General features: G+C 72.3%; 19 protein-coding genes, 1 tRNA gene and 3 pseudogenes. 12 read left to right on the top strand and 11 right to left on the bottom strand.

Annotated features, from left to right (window positions below):
* Positions 1 to 17: 17 nt before the first annotated feature.
* From tmk to ACTMSW_RS17295, 6 genes are all read left to right on the top strand, one after another.
* On the top strand, positions 18 to 2327 hold the full coding sequence (gene tmk, locus ACTMSW_RS17320; protein WP_441181634.1) for a dTMP kinase: 2310 nt from the start codon (positions 18 to 20) through the stop codon (positions 2325 to 2327).
* The gene (locus ACTMSW_RS17315) at positions 2327 to 3544 is read left to right on the top strand and encodes a DNA polymerase III subunit delta' (protein WP_441181633.1); all 1218 of its coding nucleotides are present in this window, start codon (positions 2327 to 2329) and stop codon (positions 3542 to 3544) included. Before tmk ends, ACTMSW_RS17315 begins: the two co-directional genes overlap by 1 nt.
* Positions 3545 to 3663: 119 nt before the next feature.
* Entirely contained in the window at positions 3664 to 3993 is a 330-nt protein-coding gene (locus ACTMSW_RS17310) for a YbaB/EbfC family nucleoid-associated protein (protein ID WP_441181632.1), read from the top strand.
* Position 3994: 1 nt separating this feature from the next.
* A complete protein-coding gene (locus tag ACTMSW_RS17305) occupies positions 3995 to 4300 on the top strand; it encodes a hypothetical protein (RefSeq protein WP_441181631.1) in 306 nt (101 codons plus the stop codon).
* Entirely contained in the window at positions 4300 to 4986 is a 687-nt protein-coding gene (locus ACTMSW_RS17300) for a hypothetical protein (RefSeq protein WP_441181630.1), read from the top strand. Before ACTMSW_RS17305 ends, ACTMSW_RS17300 begins: the two co-directional genes overlap by 1 nt.
* An 86-nt stretch (positions 4987 to 5072) precedes the next feature.
* Entirely contained in the window at positions 5073 to 5912 is an 840-nt protein-coding gene (locus tag ACTMSW_RS17295) for a PSP1 domain-containing protein (RefSeq protein WP_441181629.1), read from the top strand.
* A 94-nt stretch (positions 5913 to 6006) separates the two neighbouring features.
* Here ACTMSW_RS17295 and ACTMSW_RS17290 read toward each other — a convergent pair whose 3' ends face one another.
* On the bottom strand, positions 6007 to 7776 hold the full coding sequence (locus ACTMSW_RS17290; protein ID WP_441181628.1) for a metallophosphoesterase family protein: 1770 nt from the start codon (positions 7774 to 7776) through the stop codon (positions 6007 to 6009).
* A gap of 135 nt (positions 7777 to 7911) precedes the next feature.
* Between ACTMSW_RS17290 and ACTMSW_RS17285 the strand changes: the two genes are divergently transcribed.
* Positions 7912 to 7988 (top strand) — tRNA-Thr (locus tag ACTMSW_RS17285).
* A 166-nt stretch (positions 7989 to 8154) separates the two neighbouring features.
* On the opposite strand, the pseudogene ACTMSW_RS17280 reads toward ACTMSW_RS17285, so the two are convergent.
* The 4 genes and pseudogenes from ACTMSW_RS17280 to ACTMSW_RS17265 form a co-directional block, all read right to left on the bottom strand.
* Positions 8155 to 8364, bottom strand: a pseudogene (locus ACTMSW_RS17280) (tyrosine-type recombinase/integrase); the annotation flags it as partial.
* A gap of 944 nt (positions 8365 to 9308) precedes the next feature.
* Positions 9309 to 9764: a lamin tail domain-containing protein gene (locus tag ACTMSW_RS17275; RefSeq protein WP_441181627.1), complete on the bottom strand. Its 456-nt coding sequence runs from the start codon at positions 9762 to 9764 to the stop codon at positions 9309 to 9311.
* Positions 9765 to 10038: 274 nt separating this feature from the next.
* Positions 10039 to 10479 carry a DUF4259 domain-containing protein gene (locus ACTMSW_RS17270; protein WP_441181626.1) on the bottom strand — a complete coding sequence of 147 codons (441 nt, stop codon included), beginning with the start codon at positions 10477 to 10479 and terminating at the stop codon, positions 10039 to 10041.
* A gap of 147 nt (positions 10480 to 10626) precedes the next feature.
* Complete coding sequence (locus ACTMSW_RS17265; protein ID WP_441181625.1) at positions 10627 to 11076, bottom strand: iron chaperone; 450 nt, start codon at positions 11074 to 11076, stop codon at positions 10627 to 10629.
* A gap of 110 nt (positions 11077 to 11186) precedes the next feature.
* Between ACTMSW_RS17265 and ACTMSW_RS17260 the strand changes: the two are divergent.
* Positions 11187 to 11339 (top strand): annotated as a pseudogene (locus ACTMSW_RS17260) (CapA family protein); the annotation flags it as partial.
* A 109-nt stretch (positions 11340 to 11448) separates the two neighbouring features.
* Positions 11449 to 11784 (top strand): phosphoribosyl-ATP pyrophosphohydrolase, encoded by a 336-nt coding sequence (locus ACTMSW_RS17255; protein ID WP_441181624.1) that lies wholly within the window; start codon positions 11449 to 11451, stop codon positions 11782 to 11784.
* A 397-nt stretch (positions 11785 to 12181) separates the two neighbouring features.
* Here the strand turns inward: ACTMSW_RS17255 and ACTMSW_RS17250 are convergent.
* The 3 genes and pseudogenes from ACTMSW_RS17250 to ACTMSW_RS17240 form a co-directional block, all read right to left on the bottom strand.
* Positions 12182 to 12631 (bottom strand): annotated as a pseudogene (locus ACTMSW_RS17250) (SRPBCC family protein); the annotation flags it as partial.
* 169 nt (positions 12632 to 12800) lie between these two features.
* The gene (locus ACTMSW_RS17245; RefSeq protein WP_441181623.1) at positions 12801 to 13655 is read right to left on the bottom strand and encodes a hypothetical protein; all 855 of its coding nucleotides are present in this window, start codon (positions 13653 to 13655) and stop codon (positions 12801 to 12803) included.
* A gap of 110 nt (positions 13656 to 13765) precedes the next feature.
* Complete coding sequence (locus tag ACTMSW_RS17240) at positions 13766 to 14383, bottom strand: pyridoxamine 5'-phosphate oxidase family protein (protein ID WP_441181622.1); 618 nt, start codon at positions 14381 to 14383, stop codon at positions 13766 to 13768.
* 150 nt (positions 14384 to 14533) lie between these two features.
* On the opposite strand from ACTMSW_RS17240, the gene ACTMSW_RS17235 reads away from it, so the two are divergent.
* The 3 genes from ACTMSW_RS17235 to ACTMSW_RS17225 are packed head-to-tail and all read left to right on the top strand — an operon-like array spanning position 14534 to position 16693.
* Positions 14534 to 15043 (top strand): DUF2231 domain-containing protein, encoded by a 510-nt coding sequence (locus ACTMSW_RS17235; RefSeq protein ID WP_441181621.1) that lies wholly within the window; start codon positions 14534 to 14536, stop codon positions 15041 to 15043.
* A complete protein-coding gene (locus ACTMSW_RS17230) occupies positions 15040 to 15585 on the top strand; it encodes an Hsp20/alpha crystallin family protein (RefSeq protein ID WP_441181620.1) in 546 nt (181 codons plus the stop codon). The genes ACTMSW_RS17235 and ACTMSW_RS17230 overlap by 4 nt, the downstream gene beginning before the upstream one ends.
* A 7-nt stretch (positions 15586 to 15592) precedes the next feature.
* On the top strand, positions 15593 to 16693 hold the full coding sequence (locus ACTMSW_RS17225) for a glycosyltransferase family 9 protein (protein ID WP_441181619.1): 1101 nt from the start codon (positions 15593 to 15595) through the stop codon (positions 16691 to 16693).
* Positions 16694 to 16760: 67 nt separating this feature from the next.
* On the opposite strand, the gene ACTMSW_RS17220 is transcribed toward ACTMSW_RS17225, so the two are convergent.
* The 3 genes from ACTMSW_RS17220 to ACTMSW_RS17210 are packed head-to-tail and all read right to left on the bottom strand — an operon-like array spanning position 16761 to position 20772.
* The gene (locus ACTMSW_RS17220) at positions 16761 to 17639 is read right to left on the bottom strand and encodes a glycosyltransferase (RefSeq protein ID WP_441181618.1); all 879 of its coding nucleotides are present in this window, start codon (positions 17637 to 17639) and stop codon (positions 16761 to 16763) included.
* On the bottom strand, positions 17636 to 19459 hold the full coding sequence (gene rfaE2 / locus ACTMSW_RS17215; RefSeq protein ID WP_441181617.1) for a D-glycero-beta-D-manno-heptose 1-phosphate adenylyltransferase: 1824 nt from the start codon (positions 19457 to 19459) through the stop codon (positions 17636 to 17638). Before rfaE2 ends, ACTMSW_RS17220 begins: the two co-directional genes overlap by 4 nt.
* A gap of 29 nt (positions 19460 to 19488) precedes the next feature.
* The gene (locus ACTMSW_RS17210; protein WP_441181616.1) at positions 19489 to 20772 is read right to left on the bottom strand and encodes an MFS transporter; all 1284 of its coding nucleotides are present in this window, start codon (positions 20770 to 20772) and stop codon (positions 19489 to 19491) included.
* Positions 20773 to 20788 lie beyond the last annotated feature (16 nt).

The following is a 20788-nucleotide window of genomic DNA, read 5'->3' as shown; positions in this document are numbered from 1 at the left end:
AGAGTGTTGCACCGGGAATGCCCAGCGATGGGCCGCCACGTGGAGGTACGGCCATCGAAAGCCAGCAGAACGGCGAGTCGCCCGGCGTGTCGCCGTCCCGGGACCAGCCCGGCCGACCCACGTCCGGCGACCAGCCCGGCGCGTCCACGTCCGGCGTCTCCACCGGCGGCAACGGCAACCAGACCGGCGGGCAGCCCGACCACTCCGGGTACGCGGCGATCCGCTCGGTCCTGCGCATCCGGCCGTTCCGCCGGCTCTGGATCGTGCTCGGCGTGGCCTCCTTCGGCGACTGGTTCGGCCTCCTCGCCACCGCGCTGTTCGCTGCCGACCAGGTCGAGGGGAGCACGGCCAAGGGCGCGGCCTTCGGTGGCGTCATCTCGATCCGGCTGCTGCCCGCACTGGTGCTCGGGCCGATCGCCGGCGTGCTCGCCGATCGGTTCGACCGGCGCTGGACCATGGTCATCTGCGACGTGCTGCGCTTCGTGCTGTTCGCCTCGATCCCCACGGTGCTGCTGCTCGGCGCGAGCGGGGCCGTGGTGGTCGGCTGGGCCACGGTGGCGACGTTCCTGATCGAGTCGCTGACCCTGCTCTGGATCCCGGCCAAGGAGGCCGCGGTCCCCAACCTCATCCCGCGGGCCCGGCTGGAGGCGGCCAACCAGCTCACGCTGATCACCACCTACGGCCTCACCCCGATCCTGGCCGCGCTGATCCTCGCCGCCCTGGACGCGTCCGTTCGGGGCGCGGCGGGCGGCGACCTGGCGAACTGGGCCGAACCAGCCCAACTCGCCCTCTGGTTCAACGCACTCTCCCGGCTGGCCACCGCGCTGGTGGTGGCGTTCGGCATCAAGGAGATCAGCCAGGGCCAGGCGGCCGAGCGGAGGCAGGCCGAGCAGAGCATGCTGCGCCAGTTCACCGAGGGCTGGCGGTTCGTCGGCAAGACGCCGCTGGTCCGGGGGCTGGTGCTGGGCATCTTCGGCGCGTTCGCCGGTGGCGGCATCGTGATCGGCACCGCCCGGTTCTTCGCCAACTCGCTCGGCGCCGGTGACGCCGCCTTCTCCCTGCTCTTCGGCGCGATCTTCATCGGCCTCGCGGTCGGCCTCGGGCTCGGCCCGATGATCGTCAAGGACATGTCCCGGCGGCGCTGGTTCGGCATGAGCATCGTGCTCGCCAGCGCCGCGGTGATGACGCTGGCCTTCGCGATCCACCTGTCCATGGCGATGGTCGGCGCGATCCTGGTCGGCGCCGGAGCCGGCATGGCCTTCCTCTCCGGCACGACCCTGCTCGGCGGCGAGATCGCCGACGAGGTCCGCGGCCGGGTCTTCGCCGTGGTGCAGATCGGCACCCGGCTGGTGCTGATCCTGGCGATCGGCCTGGGCAGCCTCCTGGCCGGTGTCGGCGGCTCCCGCACGTTCGAGATCGCCGACCTGGGCGTCTCCATCTCGTCCACCCGCCTGCTGCTGCTGGCCGCAGGCGCCGCCGGCATCTTCGCCGGGATCAGCGCGTTCGGCCAGATGGACGACAAGAAGGGCGTGCCCGTCCTGGCGGACCTGTGGGGCTCGATCCGGGGCCGTCCGCTGATGCCGGCCGAGCCGTTCGTCTCCGCCGGACTCTTCGTGGTCTTCGAGGGCGGTGAGGGCGCCGGCAAGTCCACCCAGCTCGTGGCGCTGGCCGACCGGCTGCGCGACGCCGGCCGGGACGTGGTGGTCACCCGCGAGCCGGGCGCCACCGCCGTCGGCGACCGGATCCGGTCGCTGCTGCTCGGGCAGCCCGGCTCCGACGCGCCGTCGCCCCGCGCCGAGGCGCTGCTCTACGCCGCCGACCGGGCGCACCACGTGGCCACCGTCGTCCGGCCCGCTCTCGTCCGGGGCGCGGTCGTGATCAGCGACCGGTACGTCGACTCGTCCCTGGCGTACCAGGGCGCCGGGCGGACGCTCCCGGTCGACGAGGTCTCGTGGCTCTCCTCCTGGGCCACCGGTGGGCTCAAGCCCGACCTGGTCGTACTCCTCGACGTCGACCCGCGGACCGGGCTGTCCCGCGTGGCGGCGCGCAGCGAGGGCCCGGACCGGCTGGAGGCCGAGTCCGTCACGTTCCACGAGCGCGTCCGGTACGCCTTCCTCGACCTCGCCGCGAACGACCCGAAGCGGTACCTGGTGCTCGACGCCTCCCGCCCGGTGGAGGAGCTGGCCGAGGCGGTCGCCACGCGGGTCGAGGGCATGCTCGGCAACCCCGCCGGCATCGTGCACCCGCGTCCCGCGCACGGCCCGGACACCTCGGTGCAGCCCGAGTTATCCGACTCGGAGCTGGTGACGATGGAGCATCGGACCTGATGCCGGACGTCTTCGCCGACCTGGTCGGGCAGGACGAGGCGGTCGACACGCTGCGCCGGGCCGCCGCCGCGGCCAATGCCGTGCTGCGCGGCCCCACCTCGGTGGAGGAGGGCGCTGCCCCGGGCGATCCCGGGGCCGGGATGACCCATGCGTGGATCTTCACCGGGCCGCCCGGCTCGGGCCGGTCGGTCGCCGCGCGCGCCTTCGCGGCGGCCCTCCAGTGCGCGTACGGCACCGGCTGCGGCACCTGTCCCGGCTGCCACACCACCATGGCCGGCACCCACGCCGACGTCCGGCTGGTCGTCCCGGAGGGGCTGTCCATCGGTGTCGGCGAGATGCGGGCGCTGGTGCTGCGGGCCGCGAGCACCCCGTCCGGCGGGCGCTGGCAGGTCGTCGTGATCGAGGACGCGGACCGGCTCACCGAGGCCGCCGGCAACGCGCTGCTCAAGGCCGTCGAGGAGCCACCCCCGCGTACGGTCTTCCTGCTCTGCGCGCCGTCCATCCACCCGGACGACATCTCGGTGACCATCCGGTCGCGCTGCCGGGTCGTACCGCTGCGGCAGCCGCCGCCCGACGCGGTCGCCGAGGTGCTGGCCCGGCGGGACGGCGTCGCGCCGGACGTGGCCCGGTGGGCGGCGGCGGCCGCGCAGGGGCACGTCGGTCGGGCCCGGCGGCTGGCCCGTGACCCCGAGGCGCGCAAGCGCCGGGACGCGGTGCTGGCGGTGCCGCGCCGGCTGACCGGTGTGGGTGCCGCCTTCGACGCGGCGTCGGCACTGATCGAGGCCGCCGAGGCGGAGGCCGAGGCGTCGGTCGCGGAGACCGACGCCGCCGAGCGTGCTGCACTGGAGACCGCACTCGGGGCGGGCGGCACCGGCCGGGGCGCTGCCGGTGCGATGCGCGGCGCCGCCGGGCAGATCAAGGACCTGGAACGGCGGCAGAAGTCGCGGGCCACCCGGGCGCAACGGGACGCGTTGGACCGGGCCCTGGTCGACCTGGCCGGCTTCTACCGGGACGCGCTCACCATGGCGCTGCGTGCCCCCGTCGCGCCGGTGCACACCGACACCGCCGCGATCGCCGAGGCCGGCGCGCAGAAGTGGCACGCCGAGGGGGCGCTTCGCCGCCTGGAGGCGGTGCTGGAGTGCCGAGCGGCGATCGAGGCGAACGTCAAGCCGCGGATCGCCGTGGAGGCGATGATGCTCGCTTTGTGGAAGGGTTGACCCCGACCGTCCCGTTGTCCACAGGCATCGACACCTGCGATTCCTGTGCGGTACGGTCCGGTGTGCCGTTGTGACGGTTGCGGCACGCTGAGTGACGATCGCCGGGGAGGAGTCCGCCGATGCCGCGGGGCGAGATCGACGAGGCCTGGATCGAGGAGGCCGTGCGGCGCTACCGCCGCATCGAGTCCCTCCAGGCCGAGTTCGACCAGGCGGTCGCCACGGTCGAGGTCACCGTGCGCTCGCCCGACGGGCTGGTCGAGGTGGTGGTGACGGCGGGCGGCTCGATCACCGACGTGCGCTTCCTCGGCGCGCTGCACAACCGTCATCCCCGGGAGGTCGCCGCGTCCGTGCAGGCCGCCGTGACCGCCGCCGCCGACGCCGCCCAGTGGGCCCGGGAGAAGCTGCACAACGAGACCTTCACCGCCTACCGCCCGCTCGCGGGGGCCTGAGATGGAGGACCTGCGAGCCCTGGCCGCACGGCTGGACTCGGCCGGCGAGACCGTGGCCGGGGTGGCCCGCACGGTCACCGCGGCCGACCCCGCCCAGGCCGCCTTCGGTGCCGACGCCGTCGGACGGCCCGGCGAGATCGGGCGCGCCCTGCACCGGCAGTGGACGGCGGCCACCGGCGACCGCGCCCGCGAGGCCCACGCCGCCGCCCACCGGCTCGCCGCCGCCGCGTCCGCCGTACGGGACGCGGCCGACCGCTACGCCGACGTCGACCGGGCCGCCCGGCGGCGTCTCGCCGGGGAGGTGTGATGGACGCGCTGGACCGGCTCGCCGAGCCGGGTCTGGACCTGCTGCGCCGCGTCGACACGCTGCTCGCCGCCGGTGCGCCCGACGGCCACCGGGTCTGGCCGCTGCTGCGCCGGATGCAGGTGCTCCCCGGCGAGGCCGTGCGCAGCTTCATCGACCTGCACCCGGCGCCGTTGGCCGGTGCCGGCCACGCGGTGCGCCGGCTCGTCCGGGGGTACGACGAGGTGTCCGCCACGCTGACCGACCCGGTCCTCTGGTCCGGGCCGGCCGCGTCCGCGTACGGACAGGCGCGCACCGCCCTGCTGCACCACTTGGACGAGGGGCCGGAGAGCCTGGTGGGTCGGCTGGAGTCGACGGCCGGGTACGCCGACGCGCTCGCCTCCTGGGTGGAGGGCAGCCGGCTGGCACTGGCCCGCGCCTTGGCCGACGTGATCCGCTCGGCCGAGGCGGTGACCGTCGTCGCCGCCACCTCGGTGTCGGTCGGCACGGCGGGTCGGAGTACGTCGGGGACACCGGGCGGAGTCGAGGCCGCCGAGATCGCCGCGCGGGTGCTGGCGGTGCTCTGCGTCGCGTACGACGGGGCGGAGACGATCCTGCGGGAGTGGGCACCCAGCCTGGCCGAGTCCCGGTGGCGGGCACCGGCGGCCGAGCGCACCCGCTACGACACCCCGACCCACGTCGGCTGGTGAACTCGACCCCTGTGGATGGCTGCGCGGTGTAGTCGTACCGCGACGGTCGACGCGCCGAGGTCGGGCGGCGGACGTAGGGTGAGGGAATGGGCATGCTCTGCGCGGTCAGCTTTCAGCGGTACGGGCGCCTCTACTACCTGGATCCGGGTGATCTGAGCCCCCAGGTCGGCGACAAGGTGCTGGTGCCGACCGACGACGGGCCGGAGGTGGCCGAGTGCGTCTGGGCCGCCCAGTGGGTCACCGAGGAGACCGACGGGTTCCCCCGGCTGGCGGGGCTCGCCCAGGAGGAGGACCTGCGCCGCGACGAGGCGCTGCGGCGGCGGAAGGCCGAGGCGAAGGTCGCCGCGAAGCGGCTGATCCGGGAGCACGGCCTGCCGATGAAGGTGGTGGCCGTCGACCACGTGCTCGGCGAGGCCGAGAGCGGCGGCGAGCGCAGCACCATCTACTTCACCGCGCCGCACCGGGTGGACTTCCGGTCGCTGGTCCGTGACCTCGGGGCGACCCTGCACTGCCGCGTGGAGCTGCGTCAGCTCTCCGCCCGCGACTCGGCCCGCGTGCAGGGCGGCATCGGCTCCTGCGGCCGGGACCTGTGCTGCGCGACGTTCCTCAACGACTTCGAGCCGGTGACCATCCGGATGGCGAAGGACCAGGACCTGCCCCTCAACCCCCTGCGCATCTCGGGGGCGTGCGGCCGGCTGATGTGCTGCCTGAAGTACGAACACCCTCTCTACCAGCGCTTCCAGGAGTCGGCACCGTCCATCGGTGCCCGCGTGACCACACCCGAGGGCGACGGCCGGGTGGTCGGCCACAGCGTTCCCCGCGACTCGGTCACCGTCCGCCTCGACGCCGACGGCTCCCGCTGCTCCTGCTCCCGCGCCTCCGTCTGCGCCCCCCGCCAGTCCCACGACCAGCACTACAACCCCTAACCCCTAACCCCCCCACCCCCCGGCCCCCACCCCCACTGTGTTGATCAAGAGGTTTGCGTCAGGATTCGCCGTTCTGCTGACGCAAACTCCTTGATCAACTTTGTGGAGGGGTCGGTTCGGAGATGCGGACGGGGGGTTCGGCCAGGCGGGGGAGCAGGGGGGTCCTCGGGGCCAGCCAGCTGGCGGTGGGGGACTGGTCGGGGTTCACCTGCCAGGCGCGGGACACCCGGTCGACGGCGATCGGGTAGAGCGTCAGGGTGCCGTCCGGGTCGATACGCATCCGCAGGAACGCCTTGGCGTCCTCGATGCCCTGCCCGGCGAAGAGTTCGTTGACGTTCACCCCGAAAGCGCCCGCGACCAGCAGGTACGCGGCCACAACCTGGCTGGCCACCAGGCCGATCACCGGGCCGTAGAGCACCGCTGCGGCGACCGCCGGCAGTGGCCACGGCCAGTCGTAGAACGGCAGCGACAGCCAGGCCCACGTGCCCGCGACGGCCAGTCCGATGTGGGCCGTGCCGTGGGCCAGTCCGAGGACCCAGTGCCGGGCGCGCCGCTTGCCGCCCGCGCTCGGCGGCTTCGCGAAGACCGCCGCGCCGAGCAGCGTCACCAGCAGCATCGCCACCAGTGGCACGCTGAACAGACGCTGGTCGGTGCCGTCACGATGGGACGCGACGCCGGCCATCGCCAGCATCAGCAGCGTGTGCAGGGTGCCGAGGAGCGTCGTGAAGCCCGGGTTGCGCAGCGGCAGCCGGCCGAAGATCCCCCAGCCGTGCCGCCGGGACCGCTTCGCGTCCGGGTAGCGGCCCGCCAGGTCGTACGGGTGGGAGACGCTGGCGCGCCGGGCGAGGGTGTCCCGCGGCGGCACCTCGATCCGCTCCGGGAGCTTGTGCGTCGGGTAGAGATACGCGCCGCCACCCCCGCAGGTGACCAGGTGCCGGTCCGGGCCGGCGTACCGGGCGTAGTGGTGCAGATCGCCGGAGACCAGCAGCCGCACCTGCGCCCCGGTCGGCGCCACGATCGTACGGATGAAGTAGTCGATCGAGTCGTACGCCGTGGGGTGGTCGACGGCCTTGACCCAGGTCGGTGCCGGCACGGCCAGGATCACCCTGCTCTGCGGCCCCAGGCGCTCGGCGACCGTGTCGAAGTAGGTGAGCTGCGGATCGTCGAGGTACGACCCGGACTGGTCGTCGAGGCCGAGCAGCCACCAGTCGGCCGGCAGCTCCACCGCGAAGTACGAGCGGGACTGGCCGGTCACCCAGCCGCCGAAGTGGCGGTCCCGGGACCGGACGAACAGCCGGAGGAACGCGGTCAGGCCGTCGTACCAGTCGTGGTTTCCGGGCACCGCGAACAACGTGGGCCGCGGCGAGGGGGTGATCGGCAGCGCGGCCTGGTAGGGCCCCTTGCAGCGGTCCTCGTACGCCTCGAACGCCGCCGACGGATAGACCTGGTCCCCGCCCATCACGAGGGTCTGCGCGCGGGGCAGCCGATGCCCGTCGACCTCCAGCTCCGGCTGCGCCAGCAGGTACGCGACGGAGTAGGTGGCGTTGAAGCCGTCGCCCAGGTCGGCGACGTAGTCCAGCCAGAGCCCGCCGTCCGGGCCGATCTGCTTGCCGATCTTCGCGTCGAGGGAGTTCTGCAGCTCCCGTTTGTCCAGGTACGCGCCGAAGAGCATCGCGAGGAGCGTACGGATGCCGGTGCTGATCAACAGGAACGGCGCGAGCCACGGGACCGGCTTGCGCGGCGTGAAGCCCAGCTCGAGCGGATCGGTGCTGCGGGGGCGGCGGGCCTGCCGTCCGCCGGCGGCCTCGCTGGCGTGTGGACCGGGTGGGGTGGCCCCGCCGGGCGGCTCGGGATCGTCCGTCATCCGCCGGAGCGTAGTACCGGTGCGCCGGTGTCGCTGTCCGGTGGACGTCCGATCGTGCCGTCCGTCCGGTTCCTGCGGGTGGGAGGTATCCCGTTCGGCCGGGGCGGGGGGCGTGCACTACACTTTACAATCGTTGCCGCCTTAGCTCAGTCGGCTAGAGCGACGCACTCGTAATGCGTAGGTCGACGGTTCGATTCCGTCAGGCGGCTCCATAGAAAGGCCCAGGTCACCGGCTTGATCGCCGATCATGACCTGGGCTTTTTGCTTGCCCTCGCCAGGCCGAGCAGCGAAGCGAGCAGCCAACCTACTCACGGGACCACAGCTCCCCCTCCAACCGTGACGCGGCTTCCCGCGCAACCTCAGGGGCACGTGTGCGTAGATGTTGAGAGTGACGCTGATCTGAGAGTGACCGAGGATCTCCGTCACGACGCGGGCGGGCACGCCCTGGGCGAGAAGGACGCTGGCCGCCGTGTGCCGCAGGTCGTGAAGACGGACCTGCCGAAGGCCGGCCCGCCGGATGATTTCCCGGAACGACCGGTAGTCGTTACGCGGGTGGATGGGCGTGCCAACGGCCGTGGCAAAGACCAGACCCGGATCAGCCCAGTTGTCAGCGTCGAATCGCTCCCCCCAGCGGGGGGGCGACCTGGACGGCCGGCGGGTTGGCTCTCGACAGCAATGCTGACAGCAACCGCGCCGGACGACAGCAGACTAACGAGCGCCGGCATGGACAAAGCTCCGAGGGTGCAGCCGTTCCCCGGACGCACGCGGACGGGACGCACAGAGCTTGTAGGCGAGGCGTCACGAGTCGGGCGATCGAGCCTCCCTCAGCTCACGGACGCATCCTGTCGGGGGAGTCGAGAACTGCTTCTGCCAGCTTCGCGGGGAACATGCGCTTCACGCTCGCGGCGTACTCGCTCCCGTCCAGAGGTTGGGTCACCTGGTCACCATCTACCCGCACGGGCAAGGAGGCCCCCGATGTAACCCCCGCCTCCGGTGCACCTTCGCACAGCGCCCAGGCGAACGACGAGGAACCTTCCCGTCCAAGCAGTCGAACCTTGCATGTACCCGGACCGCTGAGAATCTTGCCAGGCAGAAGTGAGGCGAGCCGCTCCTCTTCAGCCTGGACAGCGGCGGTGCCGCGGTCGGGTAACACGTACTCCGGCTCAGAGCAGCCGGCGAGTAGCCCGACCGCCAGGCCGAGCCAAGCGGCGTATGGGCGACTCATCCAAGGATCATCGCACTTCCATGGCTGGATGGTTTCCCGCGAAGCAGCCAATCGAGCAGCCAAACCAGCGATCGTCGGCGGACAATGACGGACCGGGACACCCGGTTGAGCAGGTGGACCAGCGCCGGGCGGCTGACTCGTAATGCGTAGGTCGACGGTTCGATTCCGTCAGGCGGCTCGATGGAAAGGCCCAGGCCGCCGGCTTCATCGCCGATCTCGACCTGGGCCTTGTTGCGAGGTTGGGCAGAACGCGGGCGCCGGCCCACCTGATCGATGGGCCGGCGCTTCGCGGTGGAGCCGGGTGGCTCTAGCAGTTGGTGTAGCCGCTTCCGTTGCCCCAGGTGCAGCTGTCGACGAGGCTGCCCGCGGAGTTCCGCAGGTAGGCGGTGTCGCCATCGTTGTTCCAGACGTACCAGGAGCGGCCCCAGTAGCGCTTGGTGCCGGCGTTGGTGCCCTTGCCGGTGTAGATGATGATGCTGTTGCCGGCGGCGACCTTGAAGTCGCTCGCGAACGAGTAGACGTAGCCCGCCTTGTCGCGGACGTAGTAGCCCTTGAGGTTGATGACCGTGCTGCGGGTGTTCGTCAGCCGGATGTACTCGCCGTTCAGGCTCGTGTTGGAGCCGGTGTCGCTGCCCGGCGAGTTGTAGTAGACCTTCGTAATCATCACGGGCGGCGTGGCGGCCTGGGCCGGGGCGGCGGCGGCGAGGGTTCCGCCGACGGCGAGAGCGAGCGCCGACATCATGCTGATCAATCTTCTGGTCAAGCTGTCCCCCTGGACTGGAAATGACGAGCTGTGGAACCCGGTCACCGGCCGATGCGCTGGTGGCGCCAAGTGGGCCAGAGCGTAGCGGCAGCACAACGAGAACTTCCGCCCTGACCAGGGGAAAGTCGGCACTTACAACCGGCCAGACCGCATGCTCCGACCATCCGGAGATCACTGCAGGCTGACCGGATGGGTAAGGATCGACGGCCAGGGGGTCACCTTTCAACCCCTCGGTGGACGGTCGCACAGGTCGTCGACGGACGATGAAGGCCAGCTAGAGCAGTGCGGTTTGACCGGGCAGTTCGGGTCGGCCGGACAGCACTGCCCGGAGCTTGTTGATCTGCGGGAACTCACCCACCCCGGCTTCGCTCCACAGGCTCCGCCACTCCGACTGGTCGCTGAGGACCCGGTCAAGCGCCTCGACGCCCAGCTGCGGCAGGTCGTCCTCAAGGTCGAGGGATTCGCCAGCAAGCAGGAAGTCCGGTGCGTACGGCGAGATTATCGGGTCTCCGCCGGGCAGGTGAGATGCCACGACGGCCGACGCGGCGATCGCCGCGGCGGCAACGCCAGCGTCGAGATGACGGGTGTTCGCTGCTGCCGTTGTCAGCGCAGCACGAACCATTGCCGGCCGCGCCGACGGATCGGCATCGTGGAGGTCGCCGCACCAGTCAGCGGCGCTGTCGTTGTCGAACGGACCGTCATCCCAGGTGCCCATGCGCTCCTCCACGATCGGGGTGAGCGGATCATGATGCCAAACGGGGCGGACGCGGTGGTGCGGAAGCGATTGGCTGTACAGCCGTCGGTACAGCCATGCCGGCCGACGCGAGCCCCGTGACCGCCTTGTCCGGCCCGGTGGCAGCGGTCAGGAGACGGCGGCCCTCACCAACTCGGCGACCCTCTTCTCCACCGTGGAACTCCACGTCTTGAGCGCGAACGACGCCGGCCACATGTCCCCGTCGTCGAGGTTGGCCGTGTCCTGGAAGCCCAGGGTCGAGTACCGGGAGTTGAACTTCCCGGAGTCCTGGAAGAAGACGACGATCTTGTCGTCCGCGTTCGCGTAGGCGGGCATTCCGTACCAGGTCTTCGGCGACAGCTCCGGGGCGTTGGCGGTCACCGTCACGTGCACGCGCTCGGCCAGCTCACGATCCCCCGGTGCCATCTGCGCGATCCGATCGAGGACCGCCTGGAGGCCGTCGGCCTTCTTGGCGCCTTTCTTGCCCTCGGCGCGTAGCTCGGCGGCCCGCTCCTTCATCGCGGCACGCTCTTCGGCGGTGAAGCCGTCGGACTGGTTCGTGGAACTCTTCGTGGCCATCCCGGACTGCCTTTCGATGCGGGCGGCTCGGCGTGCTGCCGGCCATCTGGGAAAAGGCTAGGACCGGCGGAACCTGGGTGCTTCTCGATTCCTGATCGGATCGGGACCGGCTCCTCGCCCGGCAACTGCTGGCCGCACCCGACATCGACCTGATCGTCGGCCACCACGCCCACGTGGTGCAGCCCTTCGAGAAGATCGGCGCCACGTGGGTCGCCTACGGGACGGGCAACCTGACGACCCGGTTCGGCGACGGCGCGCGGTGACCGAGCCGGGCACAAGACCCGGGGGTACGAGGGCCGCCGCGTCGACCCCGACGGGTCCGGACGGAAGCGGCCCGACGGCCGTGTCGGAGGTCCCGGACAGGATGGCCCGATGAGTGTCGAACGGGAGGCCGTGGTCCACCGCAAGCTCGTCCGGGACCGCATACCGGAGATCGTCGAGGCCGCCGGCCTGACCCCGGTGACCCGGGTGCTGACCGTCGCCGAGATGGTGCCCGGGCTGCTCGCCAAGCTGCACGAGGAGGCCACCGAGCTGGGGTCGGCGGAGCCGGAGGAGCGGTTGGCGGAACTGGCCGACGTGCACGAGGTGCTGTCCGCGTTGGCCGTCGCGTACGGCTTCACCGAGGAGGACGTGACGCGGGCGGCGCGGGAGAAGAAGGCCGCGCGGGGCGGCTTCTCGGAGCGGGTGTGGTTGGAGGAGGTCCGTTGACGGTGGACCGACGGACGCGCCAGGGCCCGGCGGGCCCGCCACGTCGACGAACGACGCGCGGGGCCGACCGGGCCCTGGACAGGGGACGCGTGGCGGCCGGTCAGAGGCCGCGCCGCGGGTCGGGGGCACTGGTGTAGCCGACGCCGCTCTCCGGGACGTCGGTGACGACGTACTCGTCGGTGACGACGTACTCCGTCTCGGTCGTGGTGGTGATCGGCTCGTCGTCCTCGTCGGTGCCGGAGCGGTGCTTCACGGCCGCTGCCGCGGCACCTGCCGCCGCCACTCCGGCCACCGCGGCACCGGCGGCCACGGCCTTGCCGGACACGCCGGCCTTGCCGCTGTCACCCCGGGTGGCCGCGGCGTCCTCGACGCCCGGCGTGCCGACGCCGACACCGTTGTCGATGGTGCCGCGCCAGGATCCGGTTTCCGTGCCCCGGCTCTCGATGAACGACTTGAACTTCTTCAGGTCGGACTCGGCCTGCTTCTCGACGATGTTGAGCTTGTCGCCGGCCTTCTCGACCAGGCCCTCCGGCTCGTACTCCAGGTGCAGCCGCACCATGGTGCGGTCCGTGCCGACCGGGGTGAAGTAGACCGCGCCGGCATTGGTCGCGCCCTCGGTGGCCGCCCAGGCGACCTTCGTGTCGGGTACCTGCTCCAGGACGGTCGCGTCCCACTCGCGCTGTACGCCCGCGATCTCGGCAACCCAGTGCATCCGCTTGTCGTCGAGCTGCCGGACCTCCCGGACGGCCCCCATGAACTGGGGGAACTCCTCGAACTGCGTCCACTGGTTGTACGCGGTGCTGACCGGGACCTGGACCTCGATGGACTTCTCGACCGTGGTGGTCATGGGCAATCCTCTCGTCAGGTCGAACCTCTGTCATCAGAACTCCTACCCTCGACGAGGGGACCCAACCAGGAACTTCACGATCGTCCAGGGCGGACCGACGCAGGCCCGGATCGACGCAGGCCCGGACCGGCGGGTGCCGGTCCGGGCCTGTTCGGCGTACGGGTGGGGGTCAGCCGTCCTCGCGGTCGGGGCTCTCCAGGCGGAAGAAGTTGCTCTGCTTACCGTCGGAGCGCTCCTCCTGGTAGATGAAGTTCAGGCGACGCCGGTCGAAGGCGTCGAACCAGTCCTCCCAGCTGATCTCGCGCAGTCGGTCCTCCCGGCCGCCGGCCGGGAAGTCGAAGCGCAGCACGCCCGCGTGGCCGTCGTGCTCGGTCCCGTCGACGGTGCAGGGCACACCCTTGCGGGCCTCCGCCCACTGGCGGATGACGTCGTGGTCGGTGGTGACCAGGCTGCGGCCGGGCCGCTCCGCCTCGTCGTCGACCGAGCGGATCTCCTGCGAGTACTTCACCGAGCTGGACGTGTGGGAACCGGTCCGGACGCCGCCACCGGAGGACCCGGACGCGCCGGAGCCGCCCGAGCCGTCCTTCATGGCCTTGATCAGGGCCTCGACCAGGTCGTCCTTCTTCATGTCGGCGGTGTCGGTGACGCCCCGGGAGCGGAGCCGCGTACGCAGGTCGTCGACCTTGAGCCGGGCGATCTCGCTCTCGTTGATGTCCGGGGTGTTCGGCGTCTGGTTGCCGGGCGGGTTGTCCGACGCGCTGCCGGACCTCGCACTGCCGCCGGTCGACTTCGCGCCGCCCGAGGAGGTGGAGGCACCGTCCTTCATGGCCTTGATCAGAGCCTCGACCAGGTCGTCCTTCTTCATGTCGGCGGTGTCGGTGACACCACGGCGGCGCAGCCGGTCACGCAACTGGTCGACCTTCAGCCGGGCGATCTCACTCTCGTTGATGTCCGGCGTGTTGGGAGTCTGGTTGCCCGGAGGGTTCTTGGTCGCGGTCGATCCCGAGCTGTTTCGCGTGGGCATGGGAGGCACGTCCTTCCTTCGACCCGTTTCCAGGGGGTGGTGCCGCGGGGGTGCGGCGGGCCGTCGGAAGAAATCAGTACCCCGAGGCGGGGACTCAAACGTGGCGCTGGTCAGACGTAGATCTTCGTGGCGTACTCCGGGCCGTAGTGCCGTTCCAGGTCCTCCAGGCTCTCGGTCGGTGCCTCGACCTCCTTGACGAGACGCGCCCGGGTGGGCAGGGCGTCGGGGGCCCAGGCCTCCGGCCGCCACAGCGCGGAACGGAGGAACGCCTTCGCGCAGTGGTAGAAGATCTGCTCGATCTCCACGACCACGGCGAGGACCGGGCGGTGACCCTTGACCACCATGTCGGCGAAGAACGGCGCGTCCCGGACCAGCCGGGCGCGGCCGTTGATCCGCAGGGTGTCGGTACGGCCGGGGATCAGGAAGAGCAGCCCGACGTGCGGGTTGTCCAGGATGTTGCGGTAGCCGTCCGCCCGCTTGTTGCCCGGTCGTTCGGGAATGGCGACGGTCGTGTCGTCCAGCACCAGGGCGAAGCCGGGCGGGTCGCCCTTGGGGGAGACGTCGCAGGTGCCGTCCACACCGGCGGTGGCGACCAGGCAGAACGGCGACGCGGCCAGCCACTGCCGGTCCCGTTCGTGCAGGCGGGTGCGTTCCTTGGCAGCGGAGCGCGCGTTGGGCGTACCGAGCAGCTCGCGCAGTTCCTCGTGTGTCGTGATCTCCACCGTCACGTGTTCCTCCCCCGACCGTTGACTCCGGTGGCGGAAGGCCACCGTTCGTCAGCCTAGGCGCGCGCCACCAGCGCGAGGTTTGTCCCCGGGTGTCGGGGGTACCGCCTCACGCGACCCGCCGGCGGAACACCGAGCAGTGGAGGCCCGGTCATGGAGAGCCGACTGAAGGTGCTGGGCCACCCGGTCCACCCGATGCTGGTGATGTTCCCGGTCGGCCTGCTGGTCACCGCGGTGCTCTTCGACCTCGTCGACACCGTGGGCGGTCCGGACTTCCTCGGTGAGGTCGCGTACTGGAACATCACCGTCGGTCTCGCCGTCGGCCTGCTGGCCGCGGTGGCCGGGACGTTCGACCTGCTGGCCATCCCGACCGGCACCCGCGCGAAGCGGGTGGCGCTCACCCACGCGGCGGCCAACGTCGCGGTGATCCTGCTCTTCGCCGCGGTCTGGGTGGTCCGGCTCAACGCCGACTCGCGAGCGGCCGGCGGCGCGCTGATCGCCATCGAGGTGGTCGCCTTGGCCATTCTCGGCGTCAGCGCCTGGCTCGGCGGTGAACTGGTCGACCGCCTCGGCGTCGGCGTCGACCGCGAGGCCGGCCTGGACGCCCCCAGTTCCCTGCGACCGCCGGCGACCACCCACCGGATCGGAGAGGTACAGCGATGAGCGAACACGGCAGTGGTTTCGGTCGGGGCTGGCGCGGCCGGCAGCAGGGCTGGGATCCGATGGGCGAGTTGCAGTCCCTGCGGTCCGAGCTGAGCCGGCTGGTCGGAGGCCGGTCCGGCCCGTCGGACGTGGAACTCAGCGAGACAAGCGACGGCTGGGAGGTCGTCGTCCGGCTGCCCGGCGTGGCACCCGAGGAGGTGGCGGTCGAGCTGGACGACCGGGAGCTGTGCGTCCGTGCCCGCTCCGAGGCGGAGGTCAACGCCGACCACGGCATCCCGGGCGGCTTCGAGACCCGGGGCTTCGAGTACCGGGTCGACCTGCCGTCCCGCGTCGACCCCGACGCCATCGACGCCGTGATGGACCACGGTCTGCTGCGGGTCCACCTGCCCCGGGCGTCCCGGCCCGCGCCGCGCACCATCACCGTCGGCCGTGCCGGGCCGCGGGATTCCGGCGCCTCCGGGGGTACGCCGACCGTGATCGACCCCGCCGCCGACCGGGAGCTGCACCACCCGGACACCTCGGTCGAGATCGACCGGCCGTAGCGGGCACGTGGTCACCCCGAACCTGCTCGGCCCGACCGCCGAGCGTGTGCCCGACGTCGAACGGATCGCGGTCCTGCGCGCGAACGCGCTCGGTGACTTCATCTTCGTACTGCCGGCGCTGGACGCGCTGCGGGCCGCGTACCCGGAGGCGGAGATCGTGCTGATCGGCGCGCCCTGGCACGCGAAGCTCTGGCGCGACCGGCCCGGCCCGGTGGACCGCGTCCTGGTCGTGCCGCCGGCGCCCGGGATCCGGGCACCGGATCCGGGTGAGCCGGAGTCGACGCTGGACAGCTTCCTGGCGGCGGCCCGCAAGGAACGCTTCGACCTGGCGTTGCAGGTGCACGGCGGCGGGGCGAACTCCAACCCCATCGTCAGCGGGCTCGGCGCGCGGATCACGGCCGGTCTCCGCGCCGAGGACGCGCCGCCGCTGGACCGCTGGATCCGCTACGTCTACTACCAGCACGAGGTGATCCGCTACCTGGAGGTGGCGGCGCTGGTCGGTGCCCCGGCCACGACGATCGTGCCGACGCTCGCGGTGACCGACGCAGACCGGGCCGAGGCGGACGAGGTGCTCGGCCCCGCGGAGCGGCCCCGGGTGGCGCTGCACCCCGGTGCCACCGACACCCGGCGAAGGTGGCCGGCGGAGCGCTTCGGCGAGGTGGCCCGTGAGCTGCACGGCGACGGGTACGAGGTGCTGGTCACCGGCACGCCCGCCGAGCGGGAGGTGGTGGACCGCGTGGTCGAGGCGGCCGGGGTGCCCGTCCGTCCCCAGGTCGGCACTCTCAGCCTCGGTGGGCTGGCCGGCTGCTACGCCGGCTGTGCGCTGGTGGTCTCCAACGACACCGGCCCGCTGCACCTGGCCGCCGCGGTCGGTACGCCGACCGTCGGCATCTTCTGGGTCGGCAACCTCATCAACACCGCGACGCCGCTGCGCGCCCGGCACCGCCCGATCAGCTCCTGGACCGTCCACTGCCCGGTGTGCGGTGTGGACTGCACTCCCGGCATCTACCCGCACCGCCCCGGCGACGGCGAGTGCCCGCACCGGGACTCGTTCGTGACCGACGTGCCGCTGGTCGAGGTGCTGGAGGCGGCCCGCGAACTACTGTAAGGAAGGGCACCTTCTTAACGCCTGCGGTAGAGGAAGGGCCCCCGCTTAACAACCGCATCACACCGCGTCAGGCCGGCTGCGGAGCGTCCTCGTCGGCGAGGACGATCTCCCACGCCTCCACGTCGCGCTCGGTGACCGTGGTCGGCGACTCCAGGTGGTACGCGCCGCTGGGCAGGACACCGGCGCCGCCGTGGCGCGCCAACACGGCGAGCTGGGCGGCGACATCCTCGCCCTGGTGGTTGTCCGGCACCCGTCGCCAGAACTCGAACCCACCCGAGTCGACCAGCTTCGCCCGGTCGTAGAGCACGCACCCGCCGATCCAGGAGACCTTGTACGCCCGCCACGCCCCCGGCGCCAGGCGGAGCTTCCGGGTCACGTGCAGCAGGTTCGCCGCCGGGTGGATCGACGCCCGCTGCCACTCCGGCGTGCCGGGGCGGATCCGCTCCGGCGTCGGCGGCCTGTCCCACTCCTCGTAGTGCCGGTGGGTCTCCGGACGCACGTCGTCGTCGTACGACAGCCCGTGCACCGCGTTGCCGACGAAGCCGCAGCCCAGCTCCTCGATCGCCGTGACCAACCGGCGAAGGGCGCCCGGTTCCAGCCAGACGTCGTCGTCGAGGCAGAGGACGTACCGGGCGGCGGAGGCGGCCAGCAGCGCGGCCCGGTGCTCGGCCAGTCCACGCCGGGGCAGCCGGCGGGTCAGCAGCACCGGGTGCCCCCGGTGGCGCAGCGCCCGGACCATCGTCGCCGCCGCCGGATGCCGGTATGCGGCCTCGCCGTCGGACTGGTCGCTGACCACCACCCCGAATTCTCCGACGCCCTCCTGCGCGGCCAGCCCGGAGAGGGTGACCGCCAGTTCGGCGGGCCGGTTGCGCGTCGGGACCAGCACGTCCAGGCGGCGCGCGGCGCGGAACTCCTCGGGCGAGCCGAGGTCGAGCGGCCGGTTCACGCCTGACCTGCCACCGGGGAGGAGAGGTCGTGCCCGTGCGCCCGGATCCGGTCGATGATCGCCGAGGTGGACCGGTCCGGCACGTACCCCAGGGTGCGGACCTGCCCACCCAGCCGGCGCACCAGCGGCGCCTCGGGAACCATCTCCGGCGGGTAGTCGCCACCCTTGACGTACACGTCGGGGCGGACGACCTCGATCAGCCGGGACGGCGAGTCCTCCTCGAAGACCACCACGTGGTCGACGCAGGCGAGGGCGGCCAGCAGGGCCACGCGGTCCTCGACCGGGTTGACCGGCCGGTCCGTGCCCTTGAGCCGGCGTACGCTCCCGTCGGAGTTGACCGCCACCACCAGCAGGTCACCGAGCGCCCGCGCCTGCTCCAGGTAGCGGACGTGACCGCGGTGCAGCACGTCGAAGCAGCCGTTGGTGAACACCACCGACCGGCCGGCGCTCCGATGCTCCGCGACGATGGTCTCCAGCTCGGCGGCACCGACCAGGGCCTGCCGGCCGGCGGTGTCGAGCGGGGCGTCCAACGCCGCGAGCAGGTCCTCGCGGCGGCACACGCAGGTACCGGTGTCCGAGACGGTGATCGTGGCGGCGAGCTGGGCGAGCTGCGCGGCGGTCGGCAGCGGCGCGTCGGCGGCCAGCGCCAGCGTCATCGCCGCCAGGTACGCGTCCCCCGCACCCACGGCGTGGCTCGCCGGGACCGGGGTGCTGTGGCTGCGCCGGCGTTCGCCGTCGGGCCCGCCGACCACCGCCCCGTCGGTGTCCAGGGTCACCGCGACCACCTCGGCCCCGGTGTGCGCCCGCAGCTCCGCGAGGCGGGACTCGGCGAGCACCGCCCGGTCGACCCCCTCACCGGCGTCGGCGTTCACGGTCACGCCGGTGCCGGTGACGCTGAGGCCGTCCCCGGTCATGGCGACCCGGTCCTCGCCGGGTGTCGGCTCACCGGTCGGCCCCGGTCGGGTCGGACCACCCGGCCGCGTGGTCCCACCGGCCGGCCCGTCGCCGGAGGCCACGCCGATCGTCCCCTCGCCGGGGGCGACGCCGACGGTCAACTCGGACGGGCCGTCGGACGGGTCGCCGTCCGGATGGTCCAGGTGCAGGCCGGCGCCGGCCGGCCGAGCCGGGGCGTCGGCGGCGGCACGGGCCAGCAGACGCGTCGCCTCGGCGAAGCTCGGGGTGACCACGGTCGGCGCGAGGCCCCGCCAGTCGGCCAGGTCGTGGGCGTCCAGCGCGACCGTCGCGTACCGCTCCCGGTTCCTCACCAGCCAGGTGCGGACGGGGGTGGGCAGCCCGCCCAGCCCGTAGTCGCAGACGACCAGGGTCGGCGCCTCACCGCTGCCGGCCCGCAGTTCCTCGGTGGCGCAGTCCAGCGCGGCGAGCAGGTGTTCGACGCCCTCAAGGTCGAGTGCGTCGTCCGGTTCGCCGGAGTCTTCCCGCAGCAGGATCTGGTTGCCGGCGAGCATCCGGCGCTTCACCGCCGTGGGCCGGCCGTGCAGGCTGACCGTCCGGTCCCAGACACCGGCCCGGTCCAGGCAGTCGTGCAGCTCGTCGCCGGCGGCGTCCGCACCGACCGGGGCCACCAGCGCGGCCCGGCCGCCCAGTGCGGCCACGTTCACCGCGGTGTTCGCGGCGCCCCCGGCGGCGGAGATCCGCCGGCGCAGGGTGAGGACGGGTGCGGGTGCCTCCCGGCAGAGCCGGTCGGTGTCGGCGAACCGCCACTCGTCGAGCATGGCGTCACCGAGGATCAGGACGGGCCGCCCCAGCCAGCTCTCCACGACGCTGGCGAGCCGGCGCTGTTCCGCTGCTGCTCCTGCCATGCCCTTCGGGGTCCCCCGGGTCCGGCAGGTCAAACCTTGGCCGCCTCGGCCCAGGCCCTGTCTTCGGCTTCCTTGCGGGCCCGGCCCTGACGGCCGTCGTAGCGGAGGAACGCCGGTAGGGCCGCCGCCAGGGCCACGGTGCCGACGACGCAGAGGACGCCACCGGAGACGATCGAGCCCTGCACGCCCAGCGGCGTACGGGCCATCAGTCCGGAGCGGAGCTGGCCGAGCAGCGGGCCGGTCGAGTAGGAGAGCAGCTCGATGCCGGCGAGCCGCCCGCGCAGGTGGTCGGGGATGGTCTGGTTCCAGATGATCATCCGGAAGAGCCCGGAGACCATGTCCGCCGCGCCGGCCAGGACGAGGAAGAACAGCGCCGCCCAGAGGGAGCCGACCAGCCCGAAGCCGATGATCCCGAGACCCCACGCGCCGGCGGCGAGGACCACCATCAGGCCGTGCCGGTGCACCCGGGCCGTCCAGCCGGAGCCGAGGGTGGCCAGCAGCGAACCGACCGCCGGGGCGGCGTAGAGCAGGCCGAGTACGGCCGGCCCGCCCAGTCTCTCGGCCATGAACGGGTAGAGCGCCTGGGGCATGCCGAAGAACATCGCGTTGATGTCCACCAGGTAGGTGCCGAGCAGCTCGGGGCGGCTGCGCGCGTACCGGATGCCGGTCACGACCGACCGCAGCGACGGCCGGTCGGCGGCCGGCGGTGGTGGCACCGCGCGGACCAGCGCCAGGCAGACCAGCGAGAACGCGAAGGTGGCCAGGTCGATCGCGTACACCCAGACGAGGTCGACGCTGGCGATCAGCACACCGGCCACGGCCGGTCCGCCGAGCTGCGCGATCTGCATGCGCAGCGAGTTCAGGGCGCTCGCCGCGGGAATCTCGTCGGGGGTCACGACGCGCGGCGTCAGACCCTCCAGGGCCGGCCGTTGCAGGCCGTCGAGGGCCGCGGTCAGGCCCGCCACCAGGTAGAGCAACCACAGCTGCGGCTCCGACCCCAGGGCGTTGAGCAGGAGTACGCCGCAGAGCAGCGTGAAGCCGACCTCCGCGCCGAGGACCAGCAGCCGCCGGTCCAGGAAGTCGGCGAGCGCGCCGCCGACGAAGGCCATCACCAGCAGGGGTACGAGTTCGCAGATCCCGAGCAGCCCCACCAGCAGGGGGTCACCGGTGAGCTGGTACACCTGGTACGGCACGGTGACGTACGTGATGAAGGACCCGAAGCCGGATACTCCCGCCGCCGCGAAGACGAGGCGGAAGTCCCGCGAGGTGCGGAGCGGGGTGACGTCCAGCGCCATCCGGCGGAGCAGTTCCACGGACGGCATGCTGGCC

This window comes from Micromonospora sp. BQ11 (assembly GCF_052068135.1).
In the GTDB taxonomy this organism is placed as follows: domain Bacteria; phylum Actinomycetota; class Actinomycetes; order Mycobacteriales; family Micromonosporaceae; genus Micromonospora.
Note: the sequence above shows the minus strand (reverse complement) of the source record. Positions and strands in the feature narration are given on the sequence as shown.